The sequence below is a fragment of the Luteococcus sp. Sow4_B9 genome (assembly GCF_052116585.1).
In the GTDB taxonomy this organism is placed as follows: Bacteria; Actinomycetota; Actinomycetes; order Propionibacteriales; family Propionibacteriaceae; genus Luteococcus.
In genome coordinates, this window is sequence record NZ_JBQKKT010000033.1 from 1 (window position 1) to 23,613 (window position 23,613).

24 protein-coding genes, 2 tRNA genes, 1 pseudogene and 1 riboswitch are annotated in these 23,613 nt (G+C 67.8%); of the genes and pseudogenes, 21 read left to right on the plus strand and 6 right to left on the minus strand.

What is annotated here, in order from left to right; all coding sequences use genetic code 11:
- Nucleotides 1-67: 67 nt before the first annotated feature.
- The 4 genes and pseudogenes from ACTQ49_RS13875 to ACTQ49_RS13890 all read left to right on the plus strand — a co-directional run.
- Nucleotides 68-238, plus strand: a pseudogene (locus ACTQ49_RS13875) (IS30 family transposase); the annotation flags it as partial.
- 102 nt (nucleotides 239-340) lie between these two features.
- Entirely contained in the window at nucleotides 341-691 is a 351-nt protein-coding gene (locus ACTQ49_RS13880) for a GntR family transcriptional regulator (RefSeq protein ID WP_441828431.1), read from the plus strand.
- Nucleotides 688-1,695 (plus strand): DUF1648 domain-containing protein, encoded by a 1,008-nt coding sequence (locus tag ACTQ49_RS13885; RefSeq protein ID WP_441828432.1) that lies wholly within the window; start codon nucleotides 688-690, stop codon nucleotides 1,693-1,695. Before ACTQ49_RS13880 ends, ACTQ49_RS13885 begins: the two co-directional genes overlap by 4 nt.
- A 30-nt stretch (nucleotides 1,696-1,725) precedes the next feature.
- Nucleotides 1,726-2,619 carry a patatin-like phospholipase family protein gene (locus ACTQ49_RS13890; RefSeq protein ID WP_441828433.1) on the plus strand — a complete coding sequence of 298 codons (894 nt, stop codon included), beginning with the start codon at nucleotides 1,726-1,728 and terminating at the stop codon, nucleotides 2,617-2,619.
- 50 nt (nucleotides 2,620-2,669) lie between these two features.
- Here the strand turns inward: ACTQ49_RS13890 and ACTQ49_RS13895 are convergent, their stop codons facing one another.
- Complete coding sequence (locus ACTQ49_RS13895; RefSeq protein WP_441828434.1) at nucleotides 2,670-3,239, minus strand: O-methyltransferase; 570 nt, start codon at nucleotides 3,237-3,239, stop codon at nucleotides 2,670-2,672.
- 136 nt (nucleotides 3,240-3,375) lie between these two features.
- Here ACTQ49_RS13895 and ACTQ49_RS13900 point away from each other — a divergent pair, with 136 nt between their 5' ends.
- From ACTQ49_RS13900 to ribH, 5 genes are all read left to right on the plus strand, one after another.
- Nucleotides 3,376-4,203 (plus strand): DUF3152 domain-containing protein, encoded by an 828-nt coding sequence (locus tag ACTQ49_RS13900; RefSeq protein ID WP_441828435.1) that lies wholly within the window; start codon nucleotides 3,376-3,378, stop codon nucleotides 4,201-4,203.
- Between the two features lie 100 nt (nucleotides 4,204-4,303).
- Nucleotides 4,304-4,434: riboswitch (FMN riboswitch) on the plus strand.
- A 194-nt stretch (nucleotides 4,435-4,628) separates the two neighbouring features.
- Nucleotides 4,629-5,753: a bifunctional diaminohydroxyphosphoribosylaminopyrimidine deaminase/5-amino-6-(5-phosphoribosylamino)uracil reductase RibD gene (ribD, locus tag ACTQ49_RS13905; RefSeq protein WP_441828436.1), complete on the plus strand. Its 1,125-nt coding sequence runs from the start codon at nucleotides 4,629-4,631 to the stop codon at nucleotides 5,751-5,753.
- Nucleotides 5,754-6,362: a riboflavin synthase gene (locus ACTQ49_RS13910; protein WP_441828437.1), complete on the plus strand. Its 609-nt coding sequence runs from the start codon at nucleotides 5,754-5,756 to the stop codon at nucleotides 6,360-6,362.
- Nucleotides 6,359-7,603 carry a 3,4-dihydroxy-2-butanone-4-phosphate synthase gene (ribB, locus tag ACTQ49_RS13915; RefSeq protein WP_441828438.1) on the plus strand — a complete coding sequence of 415 codons (1,245 nt, stop codon included), beginning with the start codon at nucleotides 6,359-6,361 and terminating at the stop codon, nucleotides 7,601-7,603. Before ACTQ49_RS13910 ends, ribB begins: the two co-directional genes overlap by 4 nt.
- Nucleotides 7,600-8,067 (plus strand): 6,7-dimethyl-8-ribityllumazine synthase, encoded by a 468-nt coding sequence (ribH, locus tag ACTQ49_RS13920; RefSeq protein ID WP_441828439.1) that lies wholly within the window; start codon nucleotides 7,600-7,602, stop codon nucleotides 8,065-8,067. The genes ribB and ribH overlap by 4 nt, the downstream gene beginning before the upstream one ends.
- 108 nt (nucleotides 8,068-8,175) lie before the next feature.
- On the opposite strand, the gene ACTQ49_RS13925 is transcribed toward ribH, so the two are convergent.
- Nucleotides 8,176-9,252 carry a 3-isopropylmalate dehydrogenase gene (locus tag ACTQ49_RS13925; RefSeq protein ID WP_441828440.1) on the minus strand — a complete coding sequence of 359 codons (1,077 nt, stop codon included), beginning with the start codon at nucleotides 9,250-9,252 and terminating at the stop codon, nucleotides 8,176-8,178.
- A 77-nt stretch (nucleotides 9,253-9,329) separates the two neighbouring features.
- Between ACTQ49_RS13925 and ACTQ49_RS13930 the strand changes: the two genes are divergently transcribed.
- Both ACTQ49_RS13930 and ACTQ49_RS13935 read left to right on the plus strand, forming a co-directional pair.
- The gene (locus tag ACTQ49_RS13930) at nucleotides 9,330-10,412 is read left to right on the plus strand and encodes a branched-chain amino acid aminotransferase (RefSeq protein ID WP_441828441.1); all 1,083 of its coding nucleotides are present in this window, start codon (nucleotides 9,330-9,332) and stop codon (nucleotides 10,410-10,412) included.
- 120 nt (nucleotides 10,413-10,532) lie between these two features.
- Nucleotides 10,533-12,158 carry an alpha-isopropylmalate synthase regulatory domain-containing protein gene (locus tag ACTQ49_RS13935; RefSeq protein ID WP_441828442.1) on the plus strand — a complete coding sequence of 542 codons (1,626 nt, stop codon included), beginning with the start codon at nucleotides 10,533-10,535 and terminating at the stop codon, nucleotides 12,156-12,158.
- 97 nt (nucleotides 12,159-12,255) lie between these two features.
- On the opposite strand, the gene ACTQ49_RS13940 is transcribed toward ACTQ49_RS13935, so the two are convergent.
- Nucleotides 12,256-13,551, minus strand: a complete 1,296-nt coding sequence (locus tag ACTQ49_RS13940; protein WP_441828443.1) for a thymidine phosphorylase — start codon at nucleotides 13,549-13,551, stop codon at nucleotides 12,256-12,258.
- A gap of 88 nt (nucleotides 13,552-13,639) precedes the next feature.
- Here ACTQ49_RS13940 and ACTQ49_RS13945 point away from each other — a divergent pair, with 88 nt between their 5' ends.
- The 4 genes from ACTQ49_RS13945 to ACTQ49_RS13960 all read left to right on the plus strand — a co-directional run bounded on the left by ACTQ49_RS13945 (nucleotide 13,640) and on the right by ACTQ49_RS13960 (nucleotide 15,778).
- Nucleotides 13,640-14,464: a fumarylacetoacetate hydrolase family protein gene (locus tag ACTQ49_RS13945; protein WP_441828444.1), complete on the plus strand. Its 825-nt coding sequence runs from the start codon at nucleotides 13,640-13,642 to the stop codon at nucleotides 14,462-14,464.
- On the plus strand, nucleotides 14,461-15,456 hold the full coding sequence (locus tag ACTQ49_RS13950; protein ID WP_441828445.1) for a CPBP family intramembrane glutamic endopeptidase: 996 nt from the start codon (nucleotides 14,461-14,463) through the stop codon (nucleotides 15,454-15,456). Before ACTQ49_RS13945 ends, ACTQ49_RS13950 begins: the two co-directional genes overlap by 4 nt.
- A gap of 96 nt (nucleotides 15,457-15,552) precedes the next feature.
- Nucleotides 15,553-15,624, plus strand: a tRNA-Gln gene (locus ACTQ49_RS13955).
- Between the two features lie 81 nt (nucleotides 15,625-15,705).
- A tRNA-Glu gene (locus ACTQ49_RS13960) sits at nucleotides 15,706-15,778 on the plus strand.
- 188 nt (nucleotides 15,779-15,966) lie between these two features.
- Here ACTQ49_RS13960 and ACTQ49_RS13965 read toward each other — a convergent pair.
- On the minus strand, nucleotides 15,967-16,692 hold the full coding sequence (locus tag ACTQ49_RS13965; protein ID WP_441828446.1) for an IclR family transcriptional regulator: 726 nt from the start codon (nucleotides 16,690-16,692) through the stop codon (nucleotides 15,967-15,969).
- A gap of 119 nt (nucleotides 16,693-16,811) precedes the next feature.
- Between ACTQ49_RS13965 and leuC the strand changes: the two genes are divergently transcribed.
- From leuC to ACTQ49_RS13980, 3 genes are all read left to right on the plus strand, one after another.
- A complete protein-coding gene (gene leuC / locus ACTQ49_RS13970; protein WP_441828447.1) occupies nucleotides 16,812-18,224 on the plus strand; it encodes a 3-isopropylmalate dehydratase large subunit in 1,413 nt (470 codons plus the stop codon).
- 1 nt (nucleotide 18,225) lies between these two features.
- Nucleotides 18,226-18,831 (plus strand): 3-isopropylmalate dehydratase small subunit, encoded by a 606-nt coding sequence (gene leuD, locus ACTQ49_RS13975; RefSeq protein WP_441828448.1) that lies wholly within the window; start codon nucleotides 18,226-18,228, stop codon nucleotides 18,829-18,831.
- Between the two features lie 198 nt (nucleotides 18,832-19,029).
- Complete coding sequence (locus ACTQ49_RS13980; RefSeq protein ID WP_441828449.1) at nucleotides 19,030-19,323, plus strand: HU family DNA-binding protein; 294 nt, start codon at nucleotides 19,030-19,032, stop codon at nucleotides 19,321-19,323.
- A 172-nt stretch (nucleotides 19,324-19,495) separates the two neighbouring features.
- Here the strand turns inward: ACTQ49_RS13980 and ACTQ49_RS13985 are convergent, their stop codons facing one another.
- A complete protein-coding gene (locus tag ACTQ49_RS13985) occupies nucleotides 19,496-19,738 on the minus strand; it encodes a hypothetical protein (protein ID WP_441828450.1) in 243 nt (80 codons plus the stop codon).
- Nucleotides 19,739-19,822: 84 nt separating this feature from the next.
- On the opposite strand from ACTQ49_RS13985, the gene ACTQ49_RS13990 reads away from it, so the two are divergent.
- Both ACTQ49_RS13990 and ACTQ49_RS13995 read left to right on the plus strand, forming a co-directional pair.
- Entirely contained in the window at nucleotides 19,823-20,653 is an 831-nt protein-coding gene (locus tag ACTQ49_RS13990) for a lysophospholipid acyltransferase family protein (RefSeq protein WP_441828451.1), read from the plus strand.
- A gap of 40 nt (nucleotides 20,654-20,693) precedes the next feature.
- The gene (locus ACTQ49_RS13995; RefSeq protein WP_441828452.1) at nucleotides 20,694-21,857 is read left to right on the plus strand and encodes a D-alanine--D-alanine ligase family protein; all 1,164 of its coding nucleotides are present in this window, start codon (nucleotides 20,694-20,696) and stop codon (nucleotides 21,855-21,857) included.
- 25 nt (nucleotides 21,858-21,882) lie between these two features.
- Here the strand turns inward: ACTQ49_RS13995 and ACTQ49_RS14000 are convergent, their stop codons facing one another.
- The gene (locus tag ACTQ49_RS14000; RefSeq protein ID WP_441828453.1) at nucleotides 21,883-22,116 is read right to left on the minus strand and encodes an Lrp/AsnC family transcriptional regulator; all 234 of its coding nucleotides are present in this window, start codon (nucleotides 22,114-22,116) and stop codon (nucleotides 21,883-21,885) included.
- Nucleotides 22,117-22,162: 46 nt separating this feature from the next.
- On the opposite strand from ACTQ49_RS14000, the gene ACTQ49_RS14005 reads away from it, so the two are divergent.
- The gene (locus ACTQ49_RS14005) at nucleotides 22,163-23,161 is read left to right on the plus strand and encodes a thiamine-phosphate kinase (protein WP_441828454.1); all 999 of its coding nucleotides are present in this window, start codon (nucleotides 22,163-22,165) and stop codon (nucleotides 23,159-23,161) included.
- Nucleotides 23,162-23,613 lie beyond the last annotated feature (452 nt).

A 23,613-nucleotide genomic window follows, 5' to 3' on the forward strand; every position in this document is an offset into this window, starting at 1 on the left:
CAGAGCGATGCTCGCCGACCGGGCGACCTGGACCCATCAAATCACTCAGCTCGCTCCGGCGGCTTGACATAGAAGCATCAACGGGCTGCTGCGCCAGTACTTCCCCAAGGGCACCGACCTGTCCGTCCACAGTTCTGAAGACCTCGAGCTGGTTGCCCAGCGCCTCAACGGCCGACCACGCAAGACGCTCGACTGGGCGAACCCAGCCGAGCGTCTGCGTGATCTAATACCCACCTAGACCAACAGGTGTTGCGAGGACCACAAGAATCCGCCCACCGCGCGGGAGGGGCTTCGTGCGTTTCCGGTTGAATGTGACCCTTTTTCTAGCAACAATAGAACTATGTTGTGGACCGTGGACCCGGCGTCGCCGACGCCGCTGTTCGAGCAGCTCGCCACCCAGGTGCGGCGCAGCATCGTCGACCGCACTCTGGTGCGGGGAGAGAAGCTGCCTTCCGCCAAGGAACTGGCCGCCTCGCTGGAGATCAACCTGCACACCGTGCTGCGTGCCTACCAGACCCTGCGCGACGAGGGGCTGATCGAGCTGCGGCGCGGCAGGGGAGCGGTGGTGATCGCCGACGATCCCGGCCTGGTCAACCTCCACCTGATGGCCGACGAGCTGCTGGCCGAGGCGGGGCGGCTGGGGCTGGCGCACGAGCACGTCGTCGAGCTGCTGGAAGGTCGACGAGCATGAACGGCACCGCCAACACCGTGGAATTCGTCGACCATCCTCCGGCCCGGGTCTACTGGCTGCCGGCTCTGGTGACTCTGGCCTGCGCCGTCGGCGGGGCTGCGCTGGTGCTCAGTGTCCGCGAGCAGCTGCCGGACCCGGTGGCCACCCACTGGGGAGCCGACGGCAGACCCGACGGTTTCACCCCGCTCAACCAGGTGGTGGGGCAGCATCTGGCGATCACGCTGGGCCTGACGTTGCCCATGCTCGGCCTGGGTGCCGCGCTCAAGCAGGCCCGCAGCATGGCGCCGGTGACCGCCGGCATGGCCGCCTTCCTGGCATGTGTGTTCTTCGGCGGTACGTGGATGCAGCGGGGTCTGACGACCGAGCAGGTCGGCGACGAGTGGTGGAGCGCTGCTGTGGGAGCCGCGGCGGCGCTGGTCGTGGGTGGCCTGGTCTGGTTGGGCACTCGTGCGCCCAATGTCGTGGTCCCGGCCTCCACGGTGCTGCCTGTCGGTGTGCCCACCGTCATCGGGCCCAGCAATGGCCGCTTCGCCTGGACCGGCCCTCTCGTGCGGGGCAAGGCCGTCTACTGGTTCTTCGGGTTGGCCTGCCTGCCGCTCATTGCCATGGTGGTGCTCTTTGCGGCCCTGGGCAATGTCGGCGGAGCGATCGCCATGGCGGCCACCCTGCTGGTGGTCGTGGTGCCCTTCCAGATGATGTTCGCCCGGATCACCATCGACTCCCGCGGCCTGCGTACGGTCGGCCCGATCCGCTGGGTCAACATTCCGCTGGAGACCATCGTCTACGCCGAGGTGGGCAGGACCGTCAGCCCGATGGGTGACTTCGGTGGCTACGGGCTGCGCGGCGCCCTCTTCGACGGCGGCAGGGGCCTGGTCACCGCCCAGGCACCTACCCTGCTGGTCCACCAGGCAGGAAAGCCGCCGATGTACATCACCGTCGCGGATCCCGAGACCGCGGCGGCCACCCTGAACACCCTGCTGCAACGGCAGCGGACAGGCCACTGAGCCATTGGTTGGGCTCCTAGACTGGCAGGCGTGCCTGAGGTCATGGAATCCAACATCACCGACACCGCCCTCATCTTCGAGGGCGGTGGCATGCGCGCCGCCTACACCTGCGCCGTCGTCCAGGAGCTGCTGGCCCAGGAGCTCTACTTCGACTTCGTGGCCGGGATCTCCGCAGGGTCCTCCAACAGCTTGAACTATGTGCTGCGCGATGCCCCACGCGCTGAGCAGAGTTTCGTCGACATCGTGCTCGAGCCCGAATTCGGCAGCTGGCGCACCTGGGTTCGCGGCAAGGGCCTGTTCAACTCCGAGTTCATCTACGAGCGCACGGGCGCTCCCGACCAACCACTGCCGATGGACTGGGACTTCTTCAAGGCCAATCCGATCACGTTGAACGTCGGTGGATTCAACGCACGCACAGGGGAGCATGTCTACTGGACCAAGGACGACATGCCGGACATGCTCGCCCTGGCCAAGCGGATCCGGGCCTCGTCCACGATGCCCGGCCTGATGCCCATCGTCCAGATCGAGGGGGAACCGTGGTGCGATGGTGCGCTCGGCCCCAGCGGTGGGATCGCACTCGATGCAGCGAAGGCCGCGGGTTACGAGAAGTTCTTCGTCGTCCTGACCCGAGGAGCGGGATATCGCAAGGCTCCCGCCCGCCTGCCCAGGGCCTATGACCTGGTCTTTCGCCGCTATCCGCAGATCGCCCGTGCGCTGCTGCAGCGCGCCGAGAACTACAACCGGACGCTGGACGAGCTGGCCGAGCTGGAGGCCCAGGGCCGCGCCTATGTCTTCCGCCCCACGCACATGAAGATTGACAACCAGGAACGCCAGATCGCACGGCTTCGGGAGGCACACGATCTCGGAGCAGCTCAGGCGAAAGCAGAAGTGCCGCAGTGGAGGGGCTTCCTGGGCAGGTCATGAACCTGCGCGTCGCGTCCCGGGGTGCTGCCGAGCCAGGCGACCAGCCACGTTCAGCGGCGAGCCGCGACCAAGACGCTGAGGTCGGCCGCCAGATGCGTCTCGGTCGAGGTGAATCGGTCGTCGGTGAGCCAAGCGTGCAGCAGGGGATCGCTGAGCGTCTCGTGCAGTTCTTGGGTGGACCACTGTCCGCTCGGCTCGAAGTCGTCGATGACCACCAGGCCGCCCGGCTCGACAAGGCTCCAGGCCAGGTCCCTGTCGACCATGCTTGCGGTGGCGCGGTTCATGTACAGCAGGGAGAACGGGGAGCGCGAGCGAAGGCTCTCGCATCCACCGTCGAGCACCTCCACGTCGCACCCGGCGAAGGTCTTGCGTGCACGTTCGGCGGTCGGCAGGTCTCGCTCCACGCAGACGACGTGAGTACCCTCGGGCGCGCCGCTGCGCAGCCAGGCGACGCCCACGCCGCTTCCCGTGGCTGCTTCGGCCACCACGCCATGCCGGCTGGCGGCCAGCACCGCCAGCAGGCGCCCGGTCTCGTTGCGGGTGGTCTCCAGGAAGCCGGTTCGCAGGCATTGTTGCAATGCTTGGCTGACCAGCGCAGGAACCACCTCGGATGTGCTCACCCGGGTGATTCTGACAGCTGCTCCCCACCGTGGGGCCCGCAGTCAGCTCGTGAGACTGCCGTCGGTCCACCAGGACCTGAGAAGGCCTGATGGCAGGGCTGGGGTTCTCTTCCGTCGTCATCGTAAGGTGTCTCCCGTGACCGAACCACCCTGGAAGCGCCCAGCAGTCCGACTGACCCCACGGGGTCGGCGTGTCGCCTCCATCGCCGTTCTGGTCATTGCCGCGGCGGTGGCGCTCGCACTGATCGGTTCACTGCTGCGTGGGTGCGGCTCGACGGGATCGGATGGGCAGGACAGTGCAGCCCCTGGTCCCGAGCCGAGCCAGAGCCCCACGGCCACCCCCACGGCACGAACCACCCCCACACCCAGCCGCGTCACGACGCCCAGCCCCCGACCGGGCCCAAGTGCTGACGCCGATGGTCTGGTGCGCACCGGTCTCAAGGGCAAGGGAACCTGGCAGGTGGCACCGCTGGTGGCTCCGCCGAGGAAGCAGACGGCCCGCGTCCATCGCTATGTGGTCAAGGTGGAGGACGGGACCGGCCTGGACGTCACCACCACGGCCAAGCAGGTCGCAGCCGTCCTCAACGACCCGCGGGGTTGGTCCGGCCGCGAGGGGCACTCCTTCGAACTGGTCAAGGATCCGGCCAAGGCCAACTTCGCGATCCTGCTTGCCTCACCGGGCACCGTCCAGAAGATGTGCCCCCTGGACGTCAGGATGACCTGGAGCTGTCAGGCGGGCACGAATGTCCTCCTGAACAGCGATCGCTGGCTGTACATGACGCCCACCTACTCGGATCTCACTGCCTACCGCGCCTATCTGGTGAACCACGAGGTGGGGCACTTCATCGGCAAGGGCCATGTGGGTTGTCCTGCCCCCGGCCGCAATGCGCCGGTGATGATGCAGCAGAGCAAGCGGATCGACGGGTGCAAGCCGAACCCCTGGCCCTCTGGGGATGGGAAGTAGGCCTGCTGCCGGCCGCCAGCCACATTGGGCGGACAAGGGTCCAGCCAGAGGCGTGTCCACGGTCTGGGCAGCAGTGCCCAGGTCGTGGCACTATGGATGCCAACGTGTTCCGGGGTCGGTGCAAGTCCGAACCGGCGGTGACAGTCCGCGACCCGTCCGCATCCAGCTGACGGTTGACCTGGTGGAATTCCAGGACCGACGGTGAAAGTCCGGATGGGAGGAAACACGTCGGTTCGTCCATGGACGTCCGGTCGCTCGCGCAGCGGGCGTGATTCGTCGCGGATCATGCCTCGCGTCTGATGCTTCTCGAGTGACCTACGTCGGTGACGGGCCGGTACCGCGCGGTGGTGACTGCGCGGTGATGGGTGCGTTGCGGCGCGCCCGACGCCCCGGTGCACGGCGAGGATGCCGAACCAGGGAGCGTGATGGAAGAGCCACCAGTCGAGGCCGTGCGGGATGCCATGCGGCATGCCCTTGCACTGGCCGCTCGCGGGATCGAGGCCGATCCCAACCCCCGCGTGGGCTGCGTCCTGCTGGGCCCCCAGGGCGAGGTTGTCGCGGAGGGTTGGCACCAGGGGGCCGGAACGCCCCACGCGGAGGCGTTGGCCCTGGCGGTTGCCGGCCACCGCGCCAACGGATGCACCGCCGTGGTCACCCTGGAGCCCTGCAATCACTCCGGCCGCACCGGGCCCTGCAGCGAGGCGCTGGTCCGGGCAGGAATCCGACGGGTCGTGTACGCGCAGGACGACCCCAATCCCGAAGCCAGCGGAGGATCCGCCCATCTCCGGGCCTCGGGCATCGATGTGCGGCGGATGGCCTCGATCGACCCCGACCTGGCTTCGCGCAGCGAGGCACTGAACCGCAGCTGGAACCATCGGGTCCGCACCGGCCTGCCCCTGGTGACCTGGAAGTTCGCCGCCAGCCTGGATGGGCGCAGCGTCGCGGCCGATGGCAGCAGCCAGTGGATCACGGGGCAGGCCATGCGCCAGGCGATGCACGAACGCCGAGGGCTGTGCGGCGCGGTCGTCGTGGGAACGGGCACGGTTCTGCAGGATGACCCACGACTCACGGCCCGTGACGCCCGCGGCGCCGAGCTCGCGCGCCAGCCCCTGCGCGTCGTGGTGGGGGAGCGCCCAGTTCCCGCCGAGGCGCGAGTTCGTGGCGCGGACGGACTCTTCCGGCAGTTCTCTGCCCGGGATCCCCGGACGGTTCTGCGAGCGCTGGCCCAGGAGGGGATCCACCACGTCTGGCTGGAGGGCGGGCCGACGCTGGCCGCCGCCTGGTGGCGTGCCGGGGTCATCGACGAGGTGATCGCCTGCATCGCCCCGGCGCTGCTCGGTGCCGGGCGACCCGCGGTGGACGACCTGGGCATCGGCACCATGGCCGAGATCGCTCGGCTCAGCATCACGGACGTGGAGCGGCACGGCCAGGACATCGCCCTGCTGCTCGCGGTCCCCGGGAGAGGCCCAGTACCCGCAGACCCGGCGCAGGCAGGCGCAGTACCCGCAGGCCCGGCGCACGCAGACAACGGCAACAGCAAGGAGAAGTGAATGTTCACAGGAATCGTCGAGGAACTCGGCAGCGTGGTCCAGGTGGATCATGGCGCTGAGTCCGCAGTCCTGCGCATCCGGGGCCCGCTGGTGGTGAGCGACGCCAGCCACGGTGCCTCGATCAGCTGCAATGGCGTCTGTCTCACCGTCGTCGAACACGATGACGAGTCCTTCACCGTGGACGTGATGGCCGAGAGCCTGCGCCGGTCGAGTCTGGGTGAACTCGCACCCGGTTCCCCGGTGAACCTTGAACGCGCCATGGCCGCGAACGGCCGCTTCGGAGGGCATGTCGTGCAGGGGCACGTGGACGGGACCGCACGAATCCTGTCCCGCACGCCGGGGGAACGCTGGGAGGTGGTCCGCTTCGAACTGCCCGCCGCACTCGCACGGCATGTGGTCGAGAAAGGGTCCATCGCGGTCGACGGCGTCTCCCTGACCGTCAGTTCGATCGGCGACGACTTCTTCGAGGTCTCGCTCATCCCCACCACGCTGGAACTGACCACGCTGGGCAGCAAGCAGGTGGGGGATCGCGTGAACCTGGAAGTGGACGTGCTGGCCAAGTACGTCGAGAAGATGTTGGCCGCCAAGGGCCAGGAGGAGGAACGGTGAACACCATCGAGGAGGCCCTGCAGGCCATGCGCGAGGGCCGGCCGGTCCTGGTGCTGGATGACGTGGACCGGGAGAACGAGGGAGACGTCATTGCCGCGGGCCAGACCCTCACCGACGAGTGGACCGCCTGGGCGATCCGGCACAGTTCCGGCTACCTGTGCGCCCCAATGCCCGAGGACTGGGCGGACCGGCTTGCCCTGCCGATGATGGTGGAGCACAGCGAGGACAGCCTGCGGACTGCCTACACCATCACGGTGGACGCGGCTCGGGGAACCACCACCGGCATCAGCGCCCATGACCGGGCCACCACCGTGCGCCTGCTGGCCGATCCTGCCGCGGTTGCGGCTGACTTCAACCGCCCTGGGCATGTGGTTCCACTCAGGGCCCGCGACGGTGGGGTGCTGACCCGACGTGGACACACCGAGGCGACCGTGGACCTGTGCCGCCTGGCAGGGCTCTCGCCCGTTGGTGTGATCGGCGAGCTGGTGCACGACGACGGCACCATGATGCGCACCGAGGCCGTGGTGGAGCTCGGGGCTCGGGAAGGCTTGCCCGTGGTGACCATTGCCGATCTGGTGGCCTGGCGGCAGGTGCATGACCGCGTCGAGGAGGTGGCCCGCACGGTGCTGCCCACCCAGGCAGGGCGGTTCGAGGCCATCGGTTTCCGTGACCTGCTCACGGGCGCGGAGCACGTCGCCATGATCAGCCCGCTGGGCATCGGCAGCTCGAACCTGGTGCGGATGCACTCCGAGTGCCTCACCGGTGACGCCCTGGCTTCCCTGCGGTGTGACTGCGGACCCCAGCTCCGCCGCGCCCAGCAGTTGCTGGGGCAGGAGCCCGGGGTTCTGGTCTACCTGCGTGGCCACGAAGGGCGCGGCGTCGGGCTGCTGAACAAGCTGAGGGCCTACCACCTGCAGGATGGTGGCGTGGACACCGTCGATGCCCAGACTGAGCTGGGGCTCCCGGTGGACGACCGGGAGTACGGGGCGGCGGCGGCCATCCTCACCGCGCTGGGGGTGGGCGGCATCACGTTGCTGAGCAACAATCCGGACAAACTGGACGCGTTGCGGCAGGCCGGGCTCGATGTCCGGGGGCTACGGTCCGGCGCCACCGGCGTCGGCGCCGACAACATCACCTATCTGGCCACCAAGCGCGACCGGATGGGTCACGCCTTTCCCGCCGAGCTGGCTGCGCAGAGCAAGACCACCATCACCACCGACCCGAATGGAGAACCCGCATGAGCGGCGCAGGAGCACCCACCATCACCGTCAGCACGCCCGACCTGAAGGTGGCGATCGTGGCGGCCAGCTGGCACACCACCGTCATGGACGGACTCATCGACGGTGCCCAGCGCGGCCTGGCCGAGGCGGGCGTGACCGATGTCACCCTGGTCCGCGTGCCGGGCACCTTCGAACTACCAGGTGCCTGCTCCGCGCTGGCCGATCGCTTCGACGCGCTGGTTGCGCTCGGCGTGGTCATCCGCGGCGGGACCCCACACTTCGACTACGTCTGCCAGGGCGCCACGATCGGGCTGACCGACGTGACCGTGCGCACCGGCAAGCCGGTCGGCTTCGGTGTCCTCACCTGCGATGACGAGCAGCAGGCGCTGGACCGCGCGGGGCTGCCGGGCTCTGCGGAGGACAAGGGGCATGAGGCCGCGACGGCGGCGGTGGCCACGGTGGCGGCGCTGCGCGCCATCCCGTGAGGCGTCCCGCGGTGGTGCCTCCCGCGTGGTCGCATCTCCGGTGACACCGTGAGTCAGTTTCCCACCGACATCGGTGGGAAACTGACTCACGGTGTCGTGCTGGGGGCCTCAGACGCGCACAGCGGCGGCGATGGCGTCGCCGATCTCGCTGGTGGAGCGCTTCTGGTCGCCGCGCGAGGCGATGTCGGCCTCGACGGCCGCCTCGATCCGGCGCGCGTCCGCGGGGCGGCCCAGGTGGTCGAGCAGCAGCACCATGGAGCTGATGGCCGCCGTGGGGTCCGCGATCCCCTGGCCGGCGATGTCGGGCGCCGAGCCGTGGACGGGTTCGAACATGCTGGGGAACTCACCGGTGGGGTTGATGTTGGCGCTCGCGGCCAGTCCGATGCCGCCCGTCACCGCGCCCGCCTCGTCGGTGATGATGTCGCCGAACAGATTGTCGGTGACGATCACGTCGAAGCGCTGCGGATCGGTGAGCAGCATGATGGTGGTGGCATCGATGTGCAGGTAGTCGCGCTTGACCTCCGGGTATTCGGCGGCAACCTCTTCGACGATGCGACGCCACAGGCCACCGGCGTTGACCAGCACGTTGTGCTTGTGGACCAGGGTGAGCTTCTTGCGCCGGGTCATGGCCAGGTCGAAGGCGGCTCGCACGACGCGCTCCACACCATACGCGGTGTTGATGCTCACCTCGGTGGCGATCTCATGGGGCGTGCCGACGCGCACGGCGCCACCATTGCCGCAGTAGAGGCCCTCGGTGCCCTCTCGCACGACGATGAAGTCGATGGGGCCCTTGCCGGTGACGCTCTCTGACAGGGGAGAGGCGGTGCCGGAGTAGTACTTGCTGGGGCGCAGGTTTACCGCGTGGTCGAAGGCGAAGCGGAGCTTGAGCAGCATGCCTCGTTCCAGCAGGCCCGACGGCACCTCGGTGGAGCCCGGTGCGGCACCGATGGCACCCAGGATGATCGCATCGGCCTGCTTGAGTGCCTCGATCTCCTCGTCGGGCAGCACGTCCCCAGTGCGCAGCCAACGATCGGCGCCGAGGTCGTGCTCGACGAAGGAGAAGGTGTCGTCGCCGACGGTGGCCTTGAGCACCTTGATGGCCTCGGCGGTCACCTCCGGTCCGATCCCGTCGCCGCCAATCACGGCAAGGGTGGGCTGCTTGGCGGAAGAGGGCGCATTCGTCATGTCCCAGATGGTAGTGGGGGATATCCCATAGAGCGAGATGATTGTCTCACCATGAGGACGAGCGTAGGATTGCGGCCATGCCACTCCAGTTCGAGGTCCGCGACCACCAGCAACTCACCGACCAGTCCCGCCTGGACGAGATCCTCTCCAATCCCGGCTTCGGGGACCACTTCTCCGAGCACATGGCGGGGGCCACCTGGACCAAGGATGCTGGCTGGCATGATGCGCGGATCGAACGCTATGGCAATCTCAGCTTCACCCCCGGCAGCGCCGTCTTCCACTATGCGCAGGAGATCTTCGAGGGCCTCAAAGCCTACCGGCGATCCGACGGCTCGATCTGGCTCTTCCGTCCCGAAGCGAATGGCGAGCGCATGATGCGCTCCGCCGAACGCCTGGCGTTGCCCCCGCTGCCCACCGAGGACTTCGTCGCCAGCATCGTGGATCTGGTCAAGGTTGACCAGCGTTGGGTGCCGGGCGGTGCTGAACAGAGTCTCTACCTGCGCCCCTTCACCATCGCTCACGAGGTCTTCCTGGGGGTGCGCGCGGCCCAGACCGCGTCCTACCACGTGATCGCGTCGCCGGTGGGTGGCTACTTCAAGGGTGGGGTCAGCACCGTGGACATCTGGGTCAGTCTGGACTCCTCGCGCGCTGGCGCGGGCGGCACGGGCGCTGCCAAGTGTGGCGGCAACTACGCTGCCAGTCTGCAGGCCACCAATGAGGCGTACGCGCAGGGTTGCAGCCAGGTCCTCTTCCTCGATGCGACCGATCGCACCCACATCGACGAGCTGGGTGGCATGAACTTCTTCGTGGTGACCAACGATGCGCAGTTGGTCACTCCCGAGCTCACCGGCAACATCTTGCCCGGCATCACGCGTGACTCGATCCTGCGCCTGGCGCCGGATCTGGGCCTGCAACCCGTTGAGCGCCGGCTGGCCCTGGACGAGGTGCTCAGCGGGATTGAGGACGGCACCATCACGGAGGCCTTCGCCTGCGGAACTGCCGCGGTGGTCACGCCGATCCGCAGCCTCAAGGTTCAGGACAGGGTGCACACGCTGCAGGAGCAGGCGGACTCGTGGTCCCTGAAGATTCGACGCCAGCTGGTGGACATCCAGTACGGACGGGCCGATGACCCCTACGGTTGGACCGTGCGCGTCTGCTGACGCGATTCTTTCCACACAAGAAGAAGCGCCCCCGTCTGCCGGGGGCGGCTGGGTCTGTCGGGATCTGACCGGTGGCCTGGCCGTGGGGTGCTCACAGACCTGATCCGAGAGGACCCCCACGTGACCCCGCCCGTTGATGCCCTGCCGCCGCCCCCCGAACACTTCGAGATCCTGGACTGCACGCTCCGTGATGGGGCGCTCCAGGAGAGTATTCGGCTGTCCTTGGGCGATCGCCTCCGCATTGCCCAGCAGGTGGACCTCCTGGGGGTCGACTTCATCGAGGGGGGTTGGCCCGGGCTGAACACGATCGACCGCGACTTCTTCGAGGCAGCCTCGCAGCTCGATCTGCAGAACTCCCGGCTGGTCGCCTTCGGCACCATCGCGCCGCCGGGCCGCCCCGTGGCGGATGATCCCGCGCTGGGGGCCCTGCGCGATGTCGGCACCGACCACGTGTGCGTCGTCGTGCGCAGCGATCTGGAGCACCTGACAGCGGCGCACCTGACGCCACCGCAGAACCTGGACCAGCTCGGCGCCACCGTCGCTCACCTCCGCGCGGAGGGGAAGCAGGTGCTGGTGGACCTGGAGCACTTCTTCGACGGCTACCTGCGCGATCCGCACTATGCGCTGGAGTGCGTGCGACGCGTTGCCGAGGCCGGTGGGAGAAGAGCAGTCCTGTGCGACACGAACGGAGGAATGTTGCCGGGGCAGGTGGGGGACATCATCTCGGCGGCCGCCGCGATCGGTGTGGACCTGGGCGTCCACTGCCATGACGACTCCGGATGTGCGGTGGCCAACACACTGGCGGCAGTCGAAGCGGGGGCTGTTCACGTGCAGGGGGCCGTCAATGGCTACGGGCCGCGCGGCGGCATGGCCGACACCACCATCTTGCTCGGCAACCTCCAGTTGAAGTACGGATGGCCCTTGGTCACGTCGGAGCAGCTGGCGCAGATGACCCCGGTGGCGACGGCCGTGGCCGAGATCGCGCAGCAGGTCATGGATCCGCGTCAGCCCTATGTGGGCAACTCCAGCTTCACCTGGATCGCGGCCCGCGATCGGCCTGACGATCCGGCTCCGGAGAAGGTCTCGCGTTCCCACCACCACGTGGATCCTGTCGCCGTGGGCAATGGAGAGCGGCCAATCGACAGCCGTGGGGACGATCGGGATCGTCTGGTGAACAAGGCCCGGGCGCTGGGCTACGAACTCGTCGACGAGGAACTGGTGGAACGCATCCTTCCGATCTTCCAGGGTCGGGAGGCGATGGGCTACACCTACGGCGTTGCGGATGCCAGCTTCGAGCTCCTGCTGCGCGATGCCATGGGTGATCTTGAGGCGCCCTTCGGGGTCTCGGGCTGGCGGGTGCTCACGGAACACCAGATCGGTGACGCGGAGGACGTCACGGATTCACATGCCCAACTGGAGATCGTGGTGCACCACTCCGCCGGCTCGGGACAGAGCCAGACGGCCGCGGGGCAGGGGGCTGGTGCACTGGCGGCCCTGGACGATGCACTGTCCGGCGTCCTGGTGCAGGCATATCCGCAGGTTCAGCGTTTCCAACTACTGGACTACCAGGTGTGCATCCTCGACCACGTGGGCGCCAATTCCACCACCAGGACGCAGGTGGACATGTCCGACGGAGTGCGGACCTGGGTCACGATCGGCGTGGGGGAGAATGTCATCGAGTCCAGTTGGGAGGCGCTGAACGACGCCTACTTCTACGGCCTGATGAAGGGACACGGGCTCGGCTGACGGTAGCTCGACGGACGGCAGGTGGAGAGGCTGTGGCCGAGTCCACCTGCCGCGTCGAGGCCCCAGGGCGGGGACACATCCGCAGCGCGGTGACGGATCAGTCGATCCGGTCGATCAGGAGCGGGCTGCGCTCGGCTGCCTGCTCTCCGATCTCGATTCCCCCGGCCAAGGCCTCGCGAGCGCGTTCGAAAGCGTCCGGGGTATCGGTGTGCAGGGTGAGCAGCGGCTGGCCCTTGCTCACGCGGTCGCCGGGCTTGGCGTGCATCACGATGCCGGCACCCGCCTGCACGGGATCCTCCTTGCGGGCACGTCCCGCTCCGAGTCGCCAGGCCGCCACACCCACCGCCATGGCGTCCAGGGTGGTGAGGATGCCGTCGGACTCCGCCAGCACGTCATCGGTGTGTCGTGCGACGGGCAGTTCGGCGTCAGGATCGCCCCCCTGCGCCCGGACCATCCTCTGCCACACGTCCATCGCGGAACCATCCTTGAGTGCCTTCTCCGGGTCGGCCTCGCTACCGGCGGCGCGCAGCATCTCGGTGGCCAGGGCGAGGGTCAGCTCGACGACGTCGGCTGGGCCGCCACCGGCGAGGACCTCGACGGACTCCTTCACCTCGAGGGCATTGCCTGCGGTGAGCCCGAGCGGAGTGGACATGTCGGTGAGCAAGGCCACCGTCTTCACATCAGCCGCCTTGCCGAGGGCCACCATCCGATGGGCCAGCTCGCGGGCGTCGGCGAGGTCCTTCATGAAGGCCCCCGAACCCACCTTCACGTCGAGCACCAGGGCCCCGGTTCCCTCCGCGATCTTCTTGCTCATGATGGAGCTCGCAATCAGGGGGATGGCCTCCACCGTTCCGGTCACGTCGCGCAGGGCGTAGAGCTTCTTGTCTGCGCGGGCCAGCCCATCCCCGGCGGCGCAGATGACGGCCCCGACCTCGTCGAGCTGTCGCAGCATCTCGTCATTGTTCAGGCTCGCGCGCCATCCCGGGATGGACTCCATCTTGTCCAGGGTGCCGCCCGTGTGGCCCAGTCCGCGTCCGGAGAGCTGGGGCACTGCCACTCCACAGGCTGCGACGAGCGGGGCGAGAGGTAGCGTGATCTTGTCGCCGACCCCGCCGGTCGAGTGCTTGTCCGAGGTGGGGCGGTTCAGGCCGGAGAAGTCGAGCCGGACCCCGGTGTCGATCATGGCCTGCGTCCAGGTGGCCAGTTCCCGGTCGTCGAGCCCGCGGAAGAGGATGGCCATGGCCATGGCGGACATCTGCTCATCGGCGACGTGCCCGTCGGTGTAGGCCTCGATGAGCCACGTGATCTGGGCATCGTCCAGTGGGCCGCCGTCGCGCTTGATGCGGATGAGTTCCACGGCGCTGTAGGCCTGGGCGGTGAATTCGGTAGCCATGGGCACGAGTATCGCAGGTGGCACGGTGCAGCGCTCCTCGCGGTGGCAATGTCATGGCCGGGACGGGGGCTGCGGATATCCTCGTCACATGCGCATTGCTCGTTACGCCCTTGCTGGAGCCGAACCGCAGTTCGGCCTCGTCGAACTCGCCGCCGACGGTGGAGAGCACCCGGACACGGTGGCCGCCATCACCGGAGACCCCTTGGCCGGGCCGGTGAACTACACCGGCGAGCGGCACTCGCTCGAGGACGTGCGCCTTCTGGCGCCCGTGATCCCGCGCAGCAAGGTGGTGGGCGTTGGTCGCAACTATGTTGCCCACGCGCAGGAGATGGGCAATTCGGTTCCCGAGACGCCCTTGGTCTTCTTCAAGCCGAATACCGCAGTGATTGGCCCCGATGAGCCGATCGTGCGTCCGTCGGCCACCAAGGACCTGCACCACGAGGGGGAGCTGGCGGTGGTGATCGGCCGCATCTGCAAGCAGGTCCCGATCGAACGGGTCCAGGAGGTCATCTTCGGCTACACCATCGCGAATGACATCACTGCACGAGACCTGCAGGCCTCCGACGGTCAGTGGGCGCGCGCCAAGGGGTGGGACACCTTCTGCCCGCTCGGACCCTGGGTCGTGACGCACCTCACCTTGGAAGAGGCTGGTGACCTCCAGATCACCACCACGGTCGCCGACCAGCGGACTCCCGACGACGAGGAGGTCAGGCAGGACGACTCGACCCGCCTGATGGTGCGCAGCATCGCCGAACTGGTGAGCCACATCAGTGAGTTCACGACCCTGCTCCCGGGAGACGTCATCCTCACCGGAACGCCAGCTGGCGTCGGCCCCGTGCAGCCCGGTCAGCGGGTCCGGGTGGCGATCGAGGAGATCGGCGAGCTGTGCAATCCCGTCGTGGACGAGGAGTGAGCCGCAGCGCCGGCCGGAACAGGCCCGCCGTCGTCGACATCTCCGAGGGGCCGCTGGTCAACCAGACGGATCCGCCCCCACCCGGGGTGGACTTCGCACGCGTGTTGACGGGATCGGGGCAGCAGGGCCTGCGCGCCGGCTTCGGCATCCTGATGGCCATTTCCCTCTATGCCCTGGTGGTGCCCCTGGTGGCGCAGCTGGTCATCTGGGGCGGGTGGTTCGCCTCCGGGCGTCCAGAGGATTTGGCCACCTATCAGGGCGAGGCGCTGGCCTTCCACCGTCTGCCGGGACTGATTGGGGCCCACCTCGGGTTGGCCATGCTGATCGTGATCTCGCTGGGACTGGTGCGCTGGGTGCACGGACGGGCCGTCGAATGGGGCATGTCGGTGCAGCCGGGGATGCGATGGCGGTATTTGGTCATCTGCCTGCCCGTGGCGGCGGTGGTGCTCAACGCCGTATTGCTCCTCGGGCAGCTCGGGACCCCGTGGCGAGCCAGTCCGCAGCCCCAGGTGTGGCTGTGGATCTGTGTCGTGCTCCTGACCGCGCCGCTCCAGGCAGCGGGGGAGGAGTTCTTCTTCCGCGGCTACCTCCTGCAGGCCTTCGGTTCGATTGCCGACGGGGCCAAGCTCTCACCCAGAGTGAGCACCTGGGTGGGGGTCGTCCTCTCCGCACTCGTCTTTGCCCTCTTCCACGGCGTGCAGAATGTCCCGCTCTTCGTGGATCGTTTCGGCTTCGGTCTCTTGGCTGGTGCGCTGGTGGTCTGGACAGGGGGCCTGGAGGCGGGGATCGCCTGCCATGTGGCCAACAACGTCTTCGCATTCGGGTGGGCGGCCTTCTCCGGCGGGATCGCCCAGGCCAGGGCACTCCAGGCGATCGGATGGGCAGATGCGGCCAGTGATCTGTTGGGCTTCGCCCTGTTCGCAGCCATCGCATGGTGGATCTCTCGTCGGATGCACCTGGCCACGCGCACGCCGAGCGTGACGGCCGGCTGACCGGCGACCGCTGTTGCCGTCCCGATTTTGCATGGTGCCGGCTTCTCCGGTAGTGTTCTACCTCGTTGCGCCGCTGAAAATGCCAAGGCGCAGTGAAGGGGTATGGGGTAATTGGCAGCCCGAAGGTTTCTGGTTCCTTTAGTCCAGGTTCGAGTCCTGGTACCCCTGCTGAAAGCAGGATTTGCCGCTCACGGCAGTTTCCACTAAGCTTTCAACGCTCCCGAGCGAAAAACTCGGAAGCAATGCTGGGGCCCCGTTGTGTAGCGGCCTAGCACGCCGCCCTCTCAAGGCGGTAGCGCGGGTTCGAATCCCGTCGGGGCTACAACGAACAAGAGGCCTGGATCCATCGGGATCCAGGCCTCTTTGTGTTCTCGCCTGTGGTTCGACGGGCCCGTGGTGTGCCGGCTCTCAGGCATGACGAAGGCCCGTTGGGAGCGTGTGCTCCCAACGGGCCTTCCGAGATTCCAGGATGATGGGCGCTCCTCGCTCGAGGGGAGGGGCGCCCCGTCCTCACTCGTTGGAGCCGCTGCGACGCAGGACCTCGGAGAGTCGTTCCGCTGCAGCCATCACGGCCGGGGCATGGAGCCGGCCAGGTTGACGGCTGAGGCGCTCGATCGGGCCCGAGACGCTGACGGCTGCCAGCACCTTGCCGCTGGGGGAGCGCACCGGGGCGCTGACGGAGGCAACGCCCGGCTCCCGCTCAGCCACGGACTGCGCCCAGCCACGGCGTCGAACGGTGGCCAGGGCGACGGCGGAGAAGGCGGAGGAGTTGAGGCCCCGCTGGAGACGGTCCGGCTCGTCCCAGGCCAGCAGGACCTGGGCGGCGGAGCCGGCGGTCATGGTGAGCTGCGATCCGACGGGGATGGTGTCGCGCAGTCCGGACGGGCGCTCGGCAACGGCGGCGCACACCCGGATGTCCCCCTGGCGGCGGAAGAGCTGCGCTGATTCGCCCGTGATGTCGCGCAGTCGCGCCAGGATCGGCCCGGCAGTCGCCAGCAGTCGGTCCTCGCCCGCCGCCGCAGCCAGTTCGGTCAGTCGGGGCCCCAGGACGAAGCGCCCCTGCAGGTCGCGTCCCACCAGCCGGTGGTGCTCCAGCGCCACGGCCAGGCGGTGGGCAGTGGGGCGGGCCAGGCCAGTGGCACTGACGAGTCCGGCGAGGGTGGTCGGTCCTGTCTCGAGAGCTCCCAGCACGAGGGCTGCCTTGTCGAGTACTCCGACGCCACTTGAATCGTCCATACTATGAGAATAGCGTCTCGCACTTTGATATTGCAATGCCATACTGGGAGGCGTCCGAAGCAAGCCCCGTTGCCATCAGCGGATGTCCCGGTGTCAACAGCAGATCAGGAAGAGGAGCGATGGGCAAGACACTCAGCGAGAAGGTGTGGGAAGCGCACGTCGTACGCGCGGCCGACAATGAGCCTGACCTGCTGTACATCGACCTGCACCTCGTCCACGAGGTGACCAGCCCCCAGGCCTTCGACGGGCTCCGTCTGGCCGGGCGTCCGGTGCGACGTCCCGACCTCACACTCGCCACCGAGGACCACAACACGCCGACCCTGGACATCGACAAGCCGATCGCCGACCCCGTCTCGCGCCTCCAGGTGGAGACCCTGCGCAAGAATGCAGCCGAGTTCGGGATCCGCCTGCACTCCCTGGGGGACAAGGACCAAGGCGTCGTGCACATCATCGGTCCGCAGCTTGGCATCACCCAGCCGGGTATGACGATCGTCTGCGGCGACTCCCACACCGCCACCCACGGCGCTTTCGGTGCCCTGGCCTTCGGCATCGGCACCTCCGAGGTGGAGCACGTCCTGGCCACCCAGACCTTGCCGCAGGCCCGGCCTCGGACGATGGCGGTCAACATCAATGGGGACCTGCCCGAGGGCGTCACCGCAAAGGACGTCGTCCTGGCCCTGATCGCAAAGGTCGGAACCGGTGGTGGTCAGGGACATGTGGTGGAGTACCGCGGCAGCACCATCGAGAACATGTCGATGGAAGGGCGGATGACCATCTGCAACATGTCGATCGAGTGGGGAGCGAAGGCGGGCATGGTCGCGCCCGATCAGACCACCTTCGACTACCTGTCGGGCCGTCCACATGCCCCGCAGGGCGCCGAGTGGGACGCGGCCGTCGAGTACTGGAAGACCCTGCGCACGGATGACGATGCCGTCTTCGACACGGTGGTCGACCTCGATGCCAGCCAGCTGACCCCCTTCGTGACATGGGGTACCAATCCTGGCCAGGGTGTGCCCTTGGGACAGACCGTCCCGGATCCGGAGCAGTTCAGCGATGCCGACGAGCGCAGGGCAGCCGAACGTGCCCTGGAGTACATGGACCTGAAGGCCGGAATGCCCATGCGCGACGTCCAGGTGGATGCGGTCTTCGTCGGTTCGTGCACGAACGGTCGGATCGAGGACCTGCGACTGGCGGCTGATGTCCTACGGGGACGCACCGTTGCAGACGGAATGCGGATGCTCGTCGTGCCGGGCTCGGCCCGGGTGAGGCTGCAGGCAGAGAGCGAGGGGCTGGACCAGGTCTTCCTGGCCGCCGGCGCGGAGTGGCGCGCCGCCGGGTGCTCGATGTGCCTTGGCATGAACCCAGACCAGCTGGCGCCGGGGGAGCGCTGCGCCTCCACGAGCAACCGCAACTTTGAGGGGCGGCAGGGCAAGGGTGGTCGCACGCACCTGGTGAGCCCGGCCGTCGCTGCCGCCACTGCCGTCACCGGTCACCTGGCCGCCCCTGCCGACCTCGTCCCTGAGAGGAACTGACATGGAGAAGTTCACCACCCACACGGGCATCGCGGTCCCGCTGCGCCGTTCCAATGTGGACACCGACCAGATCATTCCCGCCGTCTACCTCAAGCGGATCACGCGCACCGGCTTCGAGGACGGCCTGTTCAGCGGCTGGCGCACCGACCCGGACTTCGTGCTCAACAAGGAGCCGTGGAAGCAGGGAACCATCCTCGTCGCGGGTCCTGACTTCGGCACCGGCAGTTCGCGCGAGCATGCCGTCTGGGCGCTGCAGAACTACGGTTTCAAGGTGGTCATCGGCTCGCGTTTCGGCGACATCTTCCGGTCCAATGCCGGCAAGTCCGGACTGCTCATCGCCACGGTCTCCCAAGACGTCGTCGAGCAGCTCTGGGTCCGGGCGGAAGAGTCCCCGAATGCCCCATTCGTGGTGGATCTGGCGGCCCGCACCATCACGGCCGCAGGCGTGACACACGCCTTCCAGATCGATGACCACACTGCTCACAGGCTGTCGGAGGGTCTCGACGACATCGGCTCGACGCTGCGTCACGAGGCAGCGATCGAGGCCTTCGAGTCCACTCGTCCGGACTTCAAGCCAAGGACCCTCCCGGCTCGCGTCGCCGACTGAAACAGCCGCGCGAAACCGCCAAGCGTCCGCTTTTCCTTGTGGAGAAGCGGACGCTTTTCGTTTGCTGAACAAAGGACCGTGTTTGGGCCTTGGGCTTGGTGTGGGTCGTTTGTTCAACCTAGCTTTGGAATCACGCGATGCGAACCGCATCACGTCCAGCCGGCTGGGGGGCCGGGGGAACACGAAAGGCACGTTCACGTGAACAAGGCAGAACTCATCGACTCGTTGGCCAAGGGGCACTTCGAGGGAAACAAGGCCGTGGCGACCCGTGCGCTGAACGCCGTTGTCGACACCATCGCCACCGAGGTTGCGAACACCGGCAAGGTCTCGATCACCGGATTCGGCGTCTTCGAGGTGCTGCACCGCGAGGCGCGCGTCGTCCGCAATCCCCGCACCGGCGAGCGCAAGCAGGCCGAGGCGATGGACCTTCCGCGATTCCGTCCCGGGACGGACTTCAAGAAGCGCGTGCAGGACGCTGCGGACAAGCGCTGACCCTGCGCCGGCCCCACACCGGCGCAGTGAAGGCACGAGTCACGCAGCAGAAGGCACAGCCTCCCTGGTGGGGGCAACCAGACAGGGGCGAGGTGGACCAGCATGGTCACCCCGCCCCTTTGTCATGGCCGTACCGCCGCCTCCGGCCTGCACCGGACACGCCGGAGGCGGCTCAGTCGTCGAGCAGGGCGCCGTGGATCGCCAACGGCATGGCAGCAACGGTGACGACGGGTGGGGTCGTGGTCATGTCCACCAGCACCCGCTGGCCGCGCTCCAGTTGGCGGGCATCGGCGGACAGGCTGGCCAGGATCGTCTGTCGCGTCCCGTCATCCAGGAGCAACTCGAATCGATCGGCCAGCTGCGTCACGACGGTGGCGACGAAAAGCGCGCCGGCGGGCTCGGTGTGGGAACTCATGCCAGAGATCCTAGGCGTCGTCATCCGGCCGATGGACTAGCGTGGACTCGCACATCACCGGCAGCGACCGCAGGAGTTGAGGACGTGGAACACGACGGAGTCGAGAGGGTCGAGACCTCTGGCAGGCGTACTGCCGACATGAAGGCCGGGGAGCCCGCCTACCGCTTCCTGGGCAGGTTGGTCCATGGCGTGAACAAGACCTTCACCTCCCGCGACTACCAGCACCAGGAAAAGATCCCGAGCACCGGGGGCGCGCTGGTGGTGGCCAACCACATCAGCAACTACGATCCGATCGTCCTGGGGGAGGCCTTGATCTGGTCCGGGCGATGGCCCCGATTCCTGGGAAAGTCGGAGCTGTGGAAGGTCCCGGTCGTCGGCTTCTTCGCCAGGGGCTGCCGCCAGATTCCCGTCGAGCGGAACACGTCAAGGGCCGGTGACTCCCTTCAGGCAGCCCGTCAGGCGATTGTCGACGGCGAACTGGTGGTGATCTATCCGGAGGGAACGGTGGGAACAGACCCGGACGGCTGGCCGATGACGGGCCGCACCGGTGCCGCCCGAGTTGCGCTTGAGACGCGCTGCACCGTGATCCCGGTGGGGCAGTGGGGAGCCCAGCAGATCCTTCCGGGCAAGAAGGTGGGAGTCCCCAAGTTCTTCCCGCGTCCCACGGTGCAGGTGAAGGTGGGAGATCCGCTGGATCTCTCGGACCTCTACGACCACCCGGATCGGCATGCGGCGGTACGCATCGCGACGGAGCGGATGCTCAATGCCATCACGGACCTGGTGGCGGAGCTGCGGGGAGAGACCGCGCCCGAGGATCGCTATGACGTCCGCAAGAAGACTCGGGTGCCGAAGGGCACCACGCGGATGCCGGATGAGGGTGGCGTAGTGCCGCCGGTTCAGCCGGGGATCGTCTAGGGCCTAGTGTTGTGGTCCGTCCCGTCGAGTGAGGAAGTCAATGACCGAGCCGTCCACCAGCGTGCAGCAGGAGTCCGTCGAACGCCCCGAGGGCGGTGAGCGAAGGATCCGGGTTGCCGTCGTCTTCGGTGGCCGGTCCGAGGAGCACCCGGTGAGCTGCTCGACGGCCGCCAGCGTGCTGACCGCGATGGACCGCGAGCGCTACGACGTGCTGCCCATCGGGATCACCCGTGAGGGGCAGTGGGTGGTCGTCCCCGACGATCCGGAGCCGCTGCGGCTGACCCCTTCCAACACGCCTGAGGTTCCTGCCGGTTCGGCCGAGGTCGTCGTGCCGTTGAAGGCCGGGGACAGCATCCTGCACAGCTTCGAGAGTGGCACTGTGCCCTCCGTGCTGGGGGCCGTCGACGTCGTGTTCCCCCTGGTGCACGGACCCTTCGGTGAGGACGGCACCCTGCAGGGGCTGTTCGAGCTGGCCGACCTGCACTATGTGGGCTGCGGCGTGCTCGCCAGCGCAGTGATGATGGACAAGCACTACATGAAGGTGGTCTTCGAATCGGCGGGGCTGCCGGTCGGTCCCTACGAGGTGGTCACGGACCGGCAGTGGCGCAATGACGCGCGAGCCGCATTGGCGCGGGTCGAGAAGCTGCAGTTCCCCGTCTTCGTGAAGCCCTGCCGAGCAGGGTCGAGCTTCGGCATCAGCCGGGTCGACACGCCCGGTGAGCTGGCCGCGGCGATCGAGGAGGCCCGTCGGCACGATCCCAAGGTGATCGTGGAACAGGGCATCGATGGCCGGGAGATCGAGTGCGGCGTGCTGCAGGGGCACGACTTCTCGGAACCCAGGGTGTCCGAGCTCGGTGAGATCGTCGTCACCGGTGGCCACGACTTCTACGACTTCAATGCCAAGTACATCGACGAATCCTCGGTGCAGCTCAGCTCGCCGGCCGATGTCGATCCCGCGGTGCGCCAGAGGGTGCAGGAGATCGCGCGGGATGCCTTCGAGGCCGCCGGGTGCGAGGGACTGGCCCGTGTCGACTGCTTCGTGACCCCCGACGGTGAGGTCCTGCTCAACGAGATCAACACGATGCCCGGTTTCACCCCGAGTTCCATGTTCCCCGTGATGTGGGCTGCGACGGGTCTGGACTACCCGGACCTGGTGGACGACCTGGTGCAGTTGGCGCTGGAGAGGGCCACGGGTCTGCGTTGACCCGGCGCCTCGCACGTCGGTCTGTTCAGTAGTTCACCACCGGGCAGGTGACGGTGCGAGTGATCCCCTCGATGGTCTGGATCTCCGCAGCCACGAGGTGACCGAGGTGCTCCACCGAGTCCACCTGCACCTGGACGATCACGTCATAGGGGCCCGTCACGTCGTCGCAGCTGACCGTCGCAGGCATCTCCCTCAGGGCCGCGGCCACCTGCGGAATCTTGCCGACGCTGGACTGCACGAGCACATAGGCCTTCACCATGGGTCTTCTCCTTGCCTTCGGGGCGGGGGTCGATAGCGTAATGGCCATGGACGCTACCACCGGGCGCACTGGCGCCAGTCGTCGTGACCGCGACGCGGAAACCCTGGACCAACTGGGCGAGTTCGTCGCGATCGACCGGGTGACCCGGGGACTGACCATGTCGAGCGCGGTCAGCGTCGGGCCGGGTGATGACGGCGCCGTCTTCCTGATCAACGGTTCGGCCGTCGTCAGCACAGACCTGCTGGTGGAAGGCGTCCACTTCAAGACCGAATGGAGCGATCCGCACAGCATTGGACGCAAGGCCGTGGCCGTCAACGTGGCAGATCTGGAGGCGATGGGGGCCAGCCCGGTCTCCATGGTCCTGGCGCTGGCAGCACCGGGGGACACAGCGGCCCAGTGGCTGCGCGAGTTCTCCACGGGTGTCCGGGAGGAGGCCGATCGAGCGGGCATCTGCCTGGTGGGCGGTGATACCACGAGGGCTCGCGACATCAGCATCTGCGTGACGGTGGTGGGCCAGACCGAGGGTCGTTCCCCCGTGCTGCGCTCCGGGGCCCGCCCCGGTCAGGTGGTCGCCGTCAAGGGGCGACTCGGATGGGCAGCCGCAGGTCTGGCGGTCCTGGCTCGCGGGTTCCGGGCGCCGCGCGCCGCGGTGGAGTCCCAGCGGTGTCCCCAAGTGCCCTACGGTGCCGGTCGTCAGGCAGCCCTGGCCGGGGCCACGGCGATGCTCGACGTCTCCGACGGGCTGCTGGCCGACCTCGGCCACATCGCCGATGCCAGCGACGTGGTGATCGACATCGACCGGGCGCGGCTCGACATTCCGGATCCGGTGATGGCGGTGGCCAGCGCCACCGGCAAGGACCCGATGGTCTTCGTGCTGACCGGTGGTGAGGACCATGCCCTGGCGGCCTGTTTCGAGCCTGGAACCGTTCCGGATGACTGGCAGGTGCTGGGGCGGGTGAGGGGCCGGGAGGCCGACGAGGCCCCACGAGTCCTGGTGGACGGTCTTCCGTGGCAGGGGAGTCAGGGCTGGGACCACTTCCACTGACCGGGCGCACTGGGCAGGGCTGCCGGGGCAGGATCCGCACTGGCTGTACGGACCGGGGCGCGCTCCCGCGGCGCCATGGGCTGCCCCGCCCAGAGGTCCTGGAAGCTTCATGGGGCTTCTTAAGCCCCGGAGCGGCGTGGAGGCTTAGCCCGTCGAGGACGATGAACTAGGCTGGCGCCCATGGCGACCCGCGCGTCTTCCCCACCGCGGTCCCGCAGCAACGCCCAGTCGAGCTCCCAGCAGCGCGCCCGGGCGTCGTCGAGTTCGCGGTCGTCCGGAAGCAACAAGAAGACCACCAGCACCCGATCCGGCTCCAGCAGAGCCAGCCGACCGGCTCCTCAACCACGCCCGAATCCCCTGGTGCGCGGCATCGGGGCGCTGTGGCGCGGCACTGCCCACATGGTGGGCTCCGCCACCCGGGCGAGGGGGGGGGGGGGGGCCGTCGCCCGGCC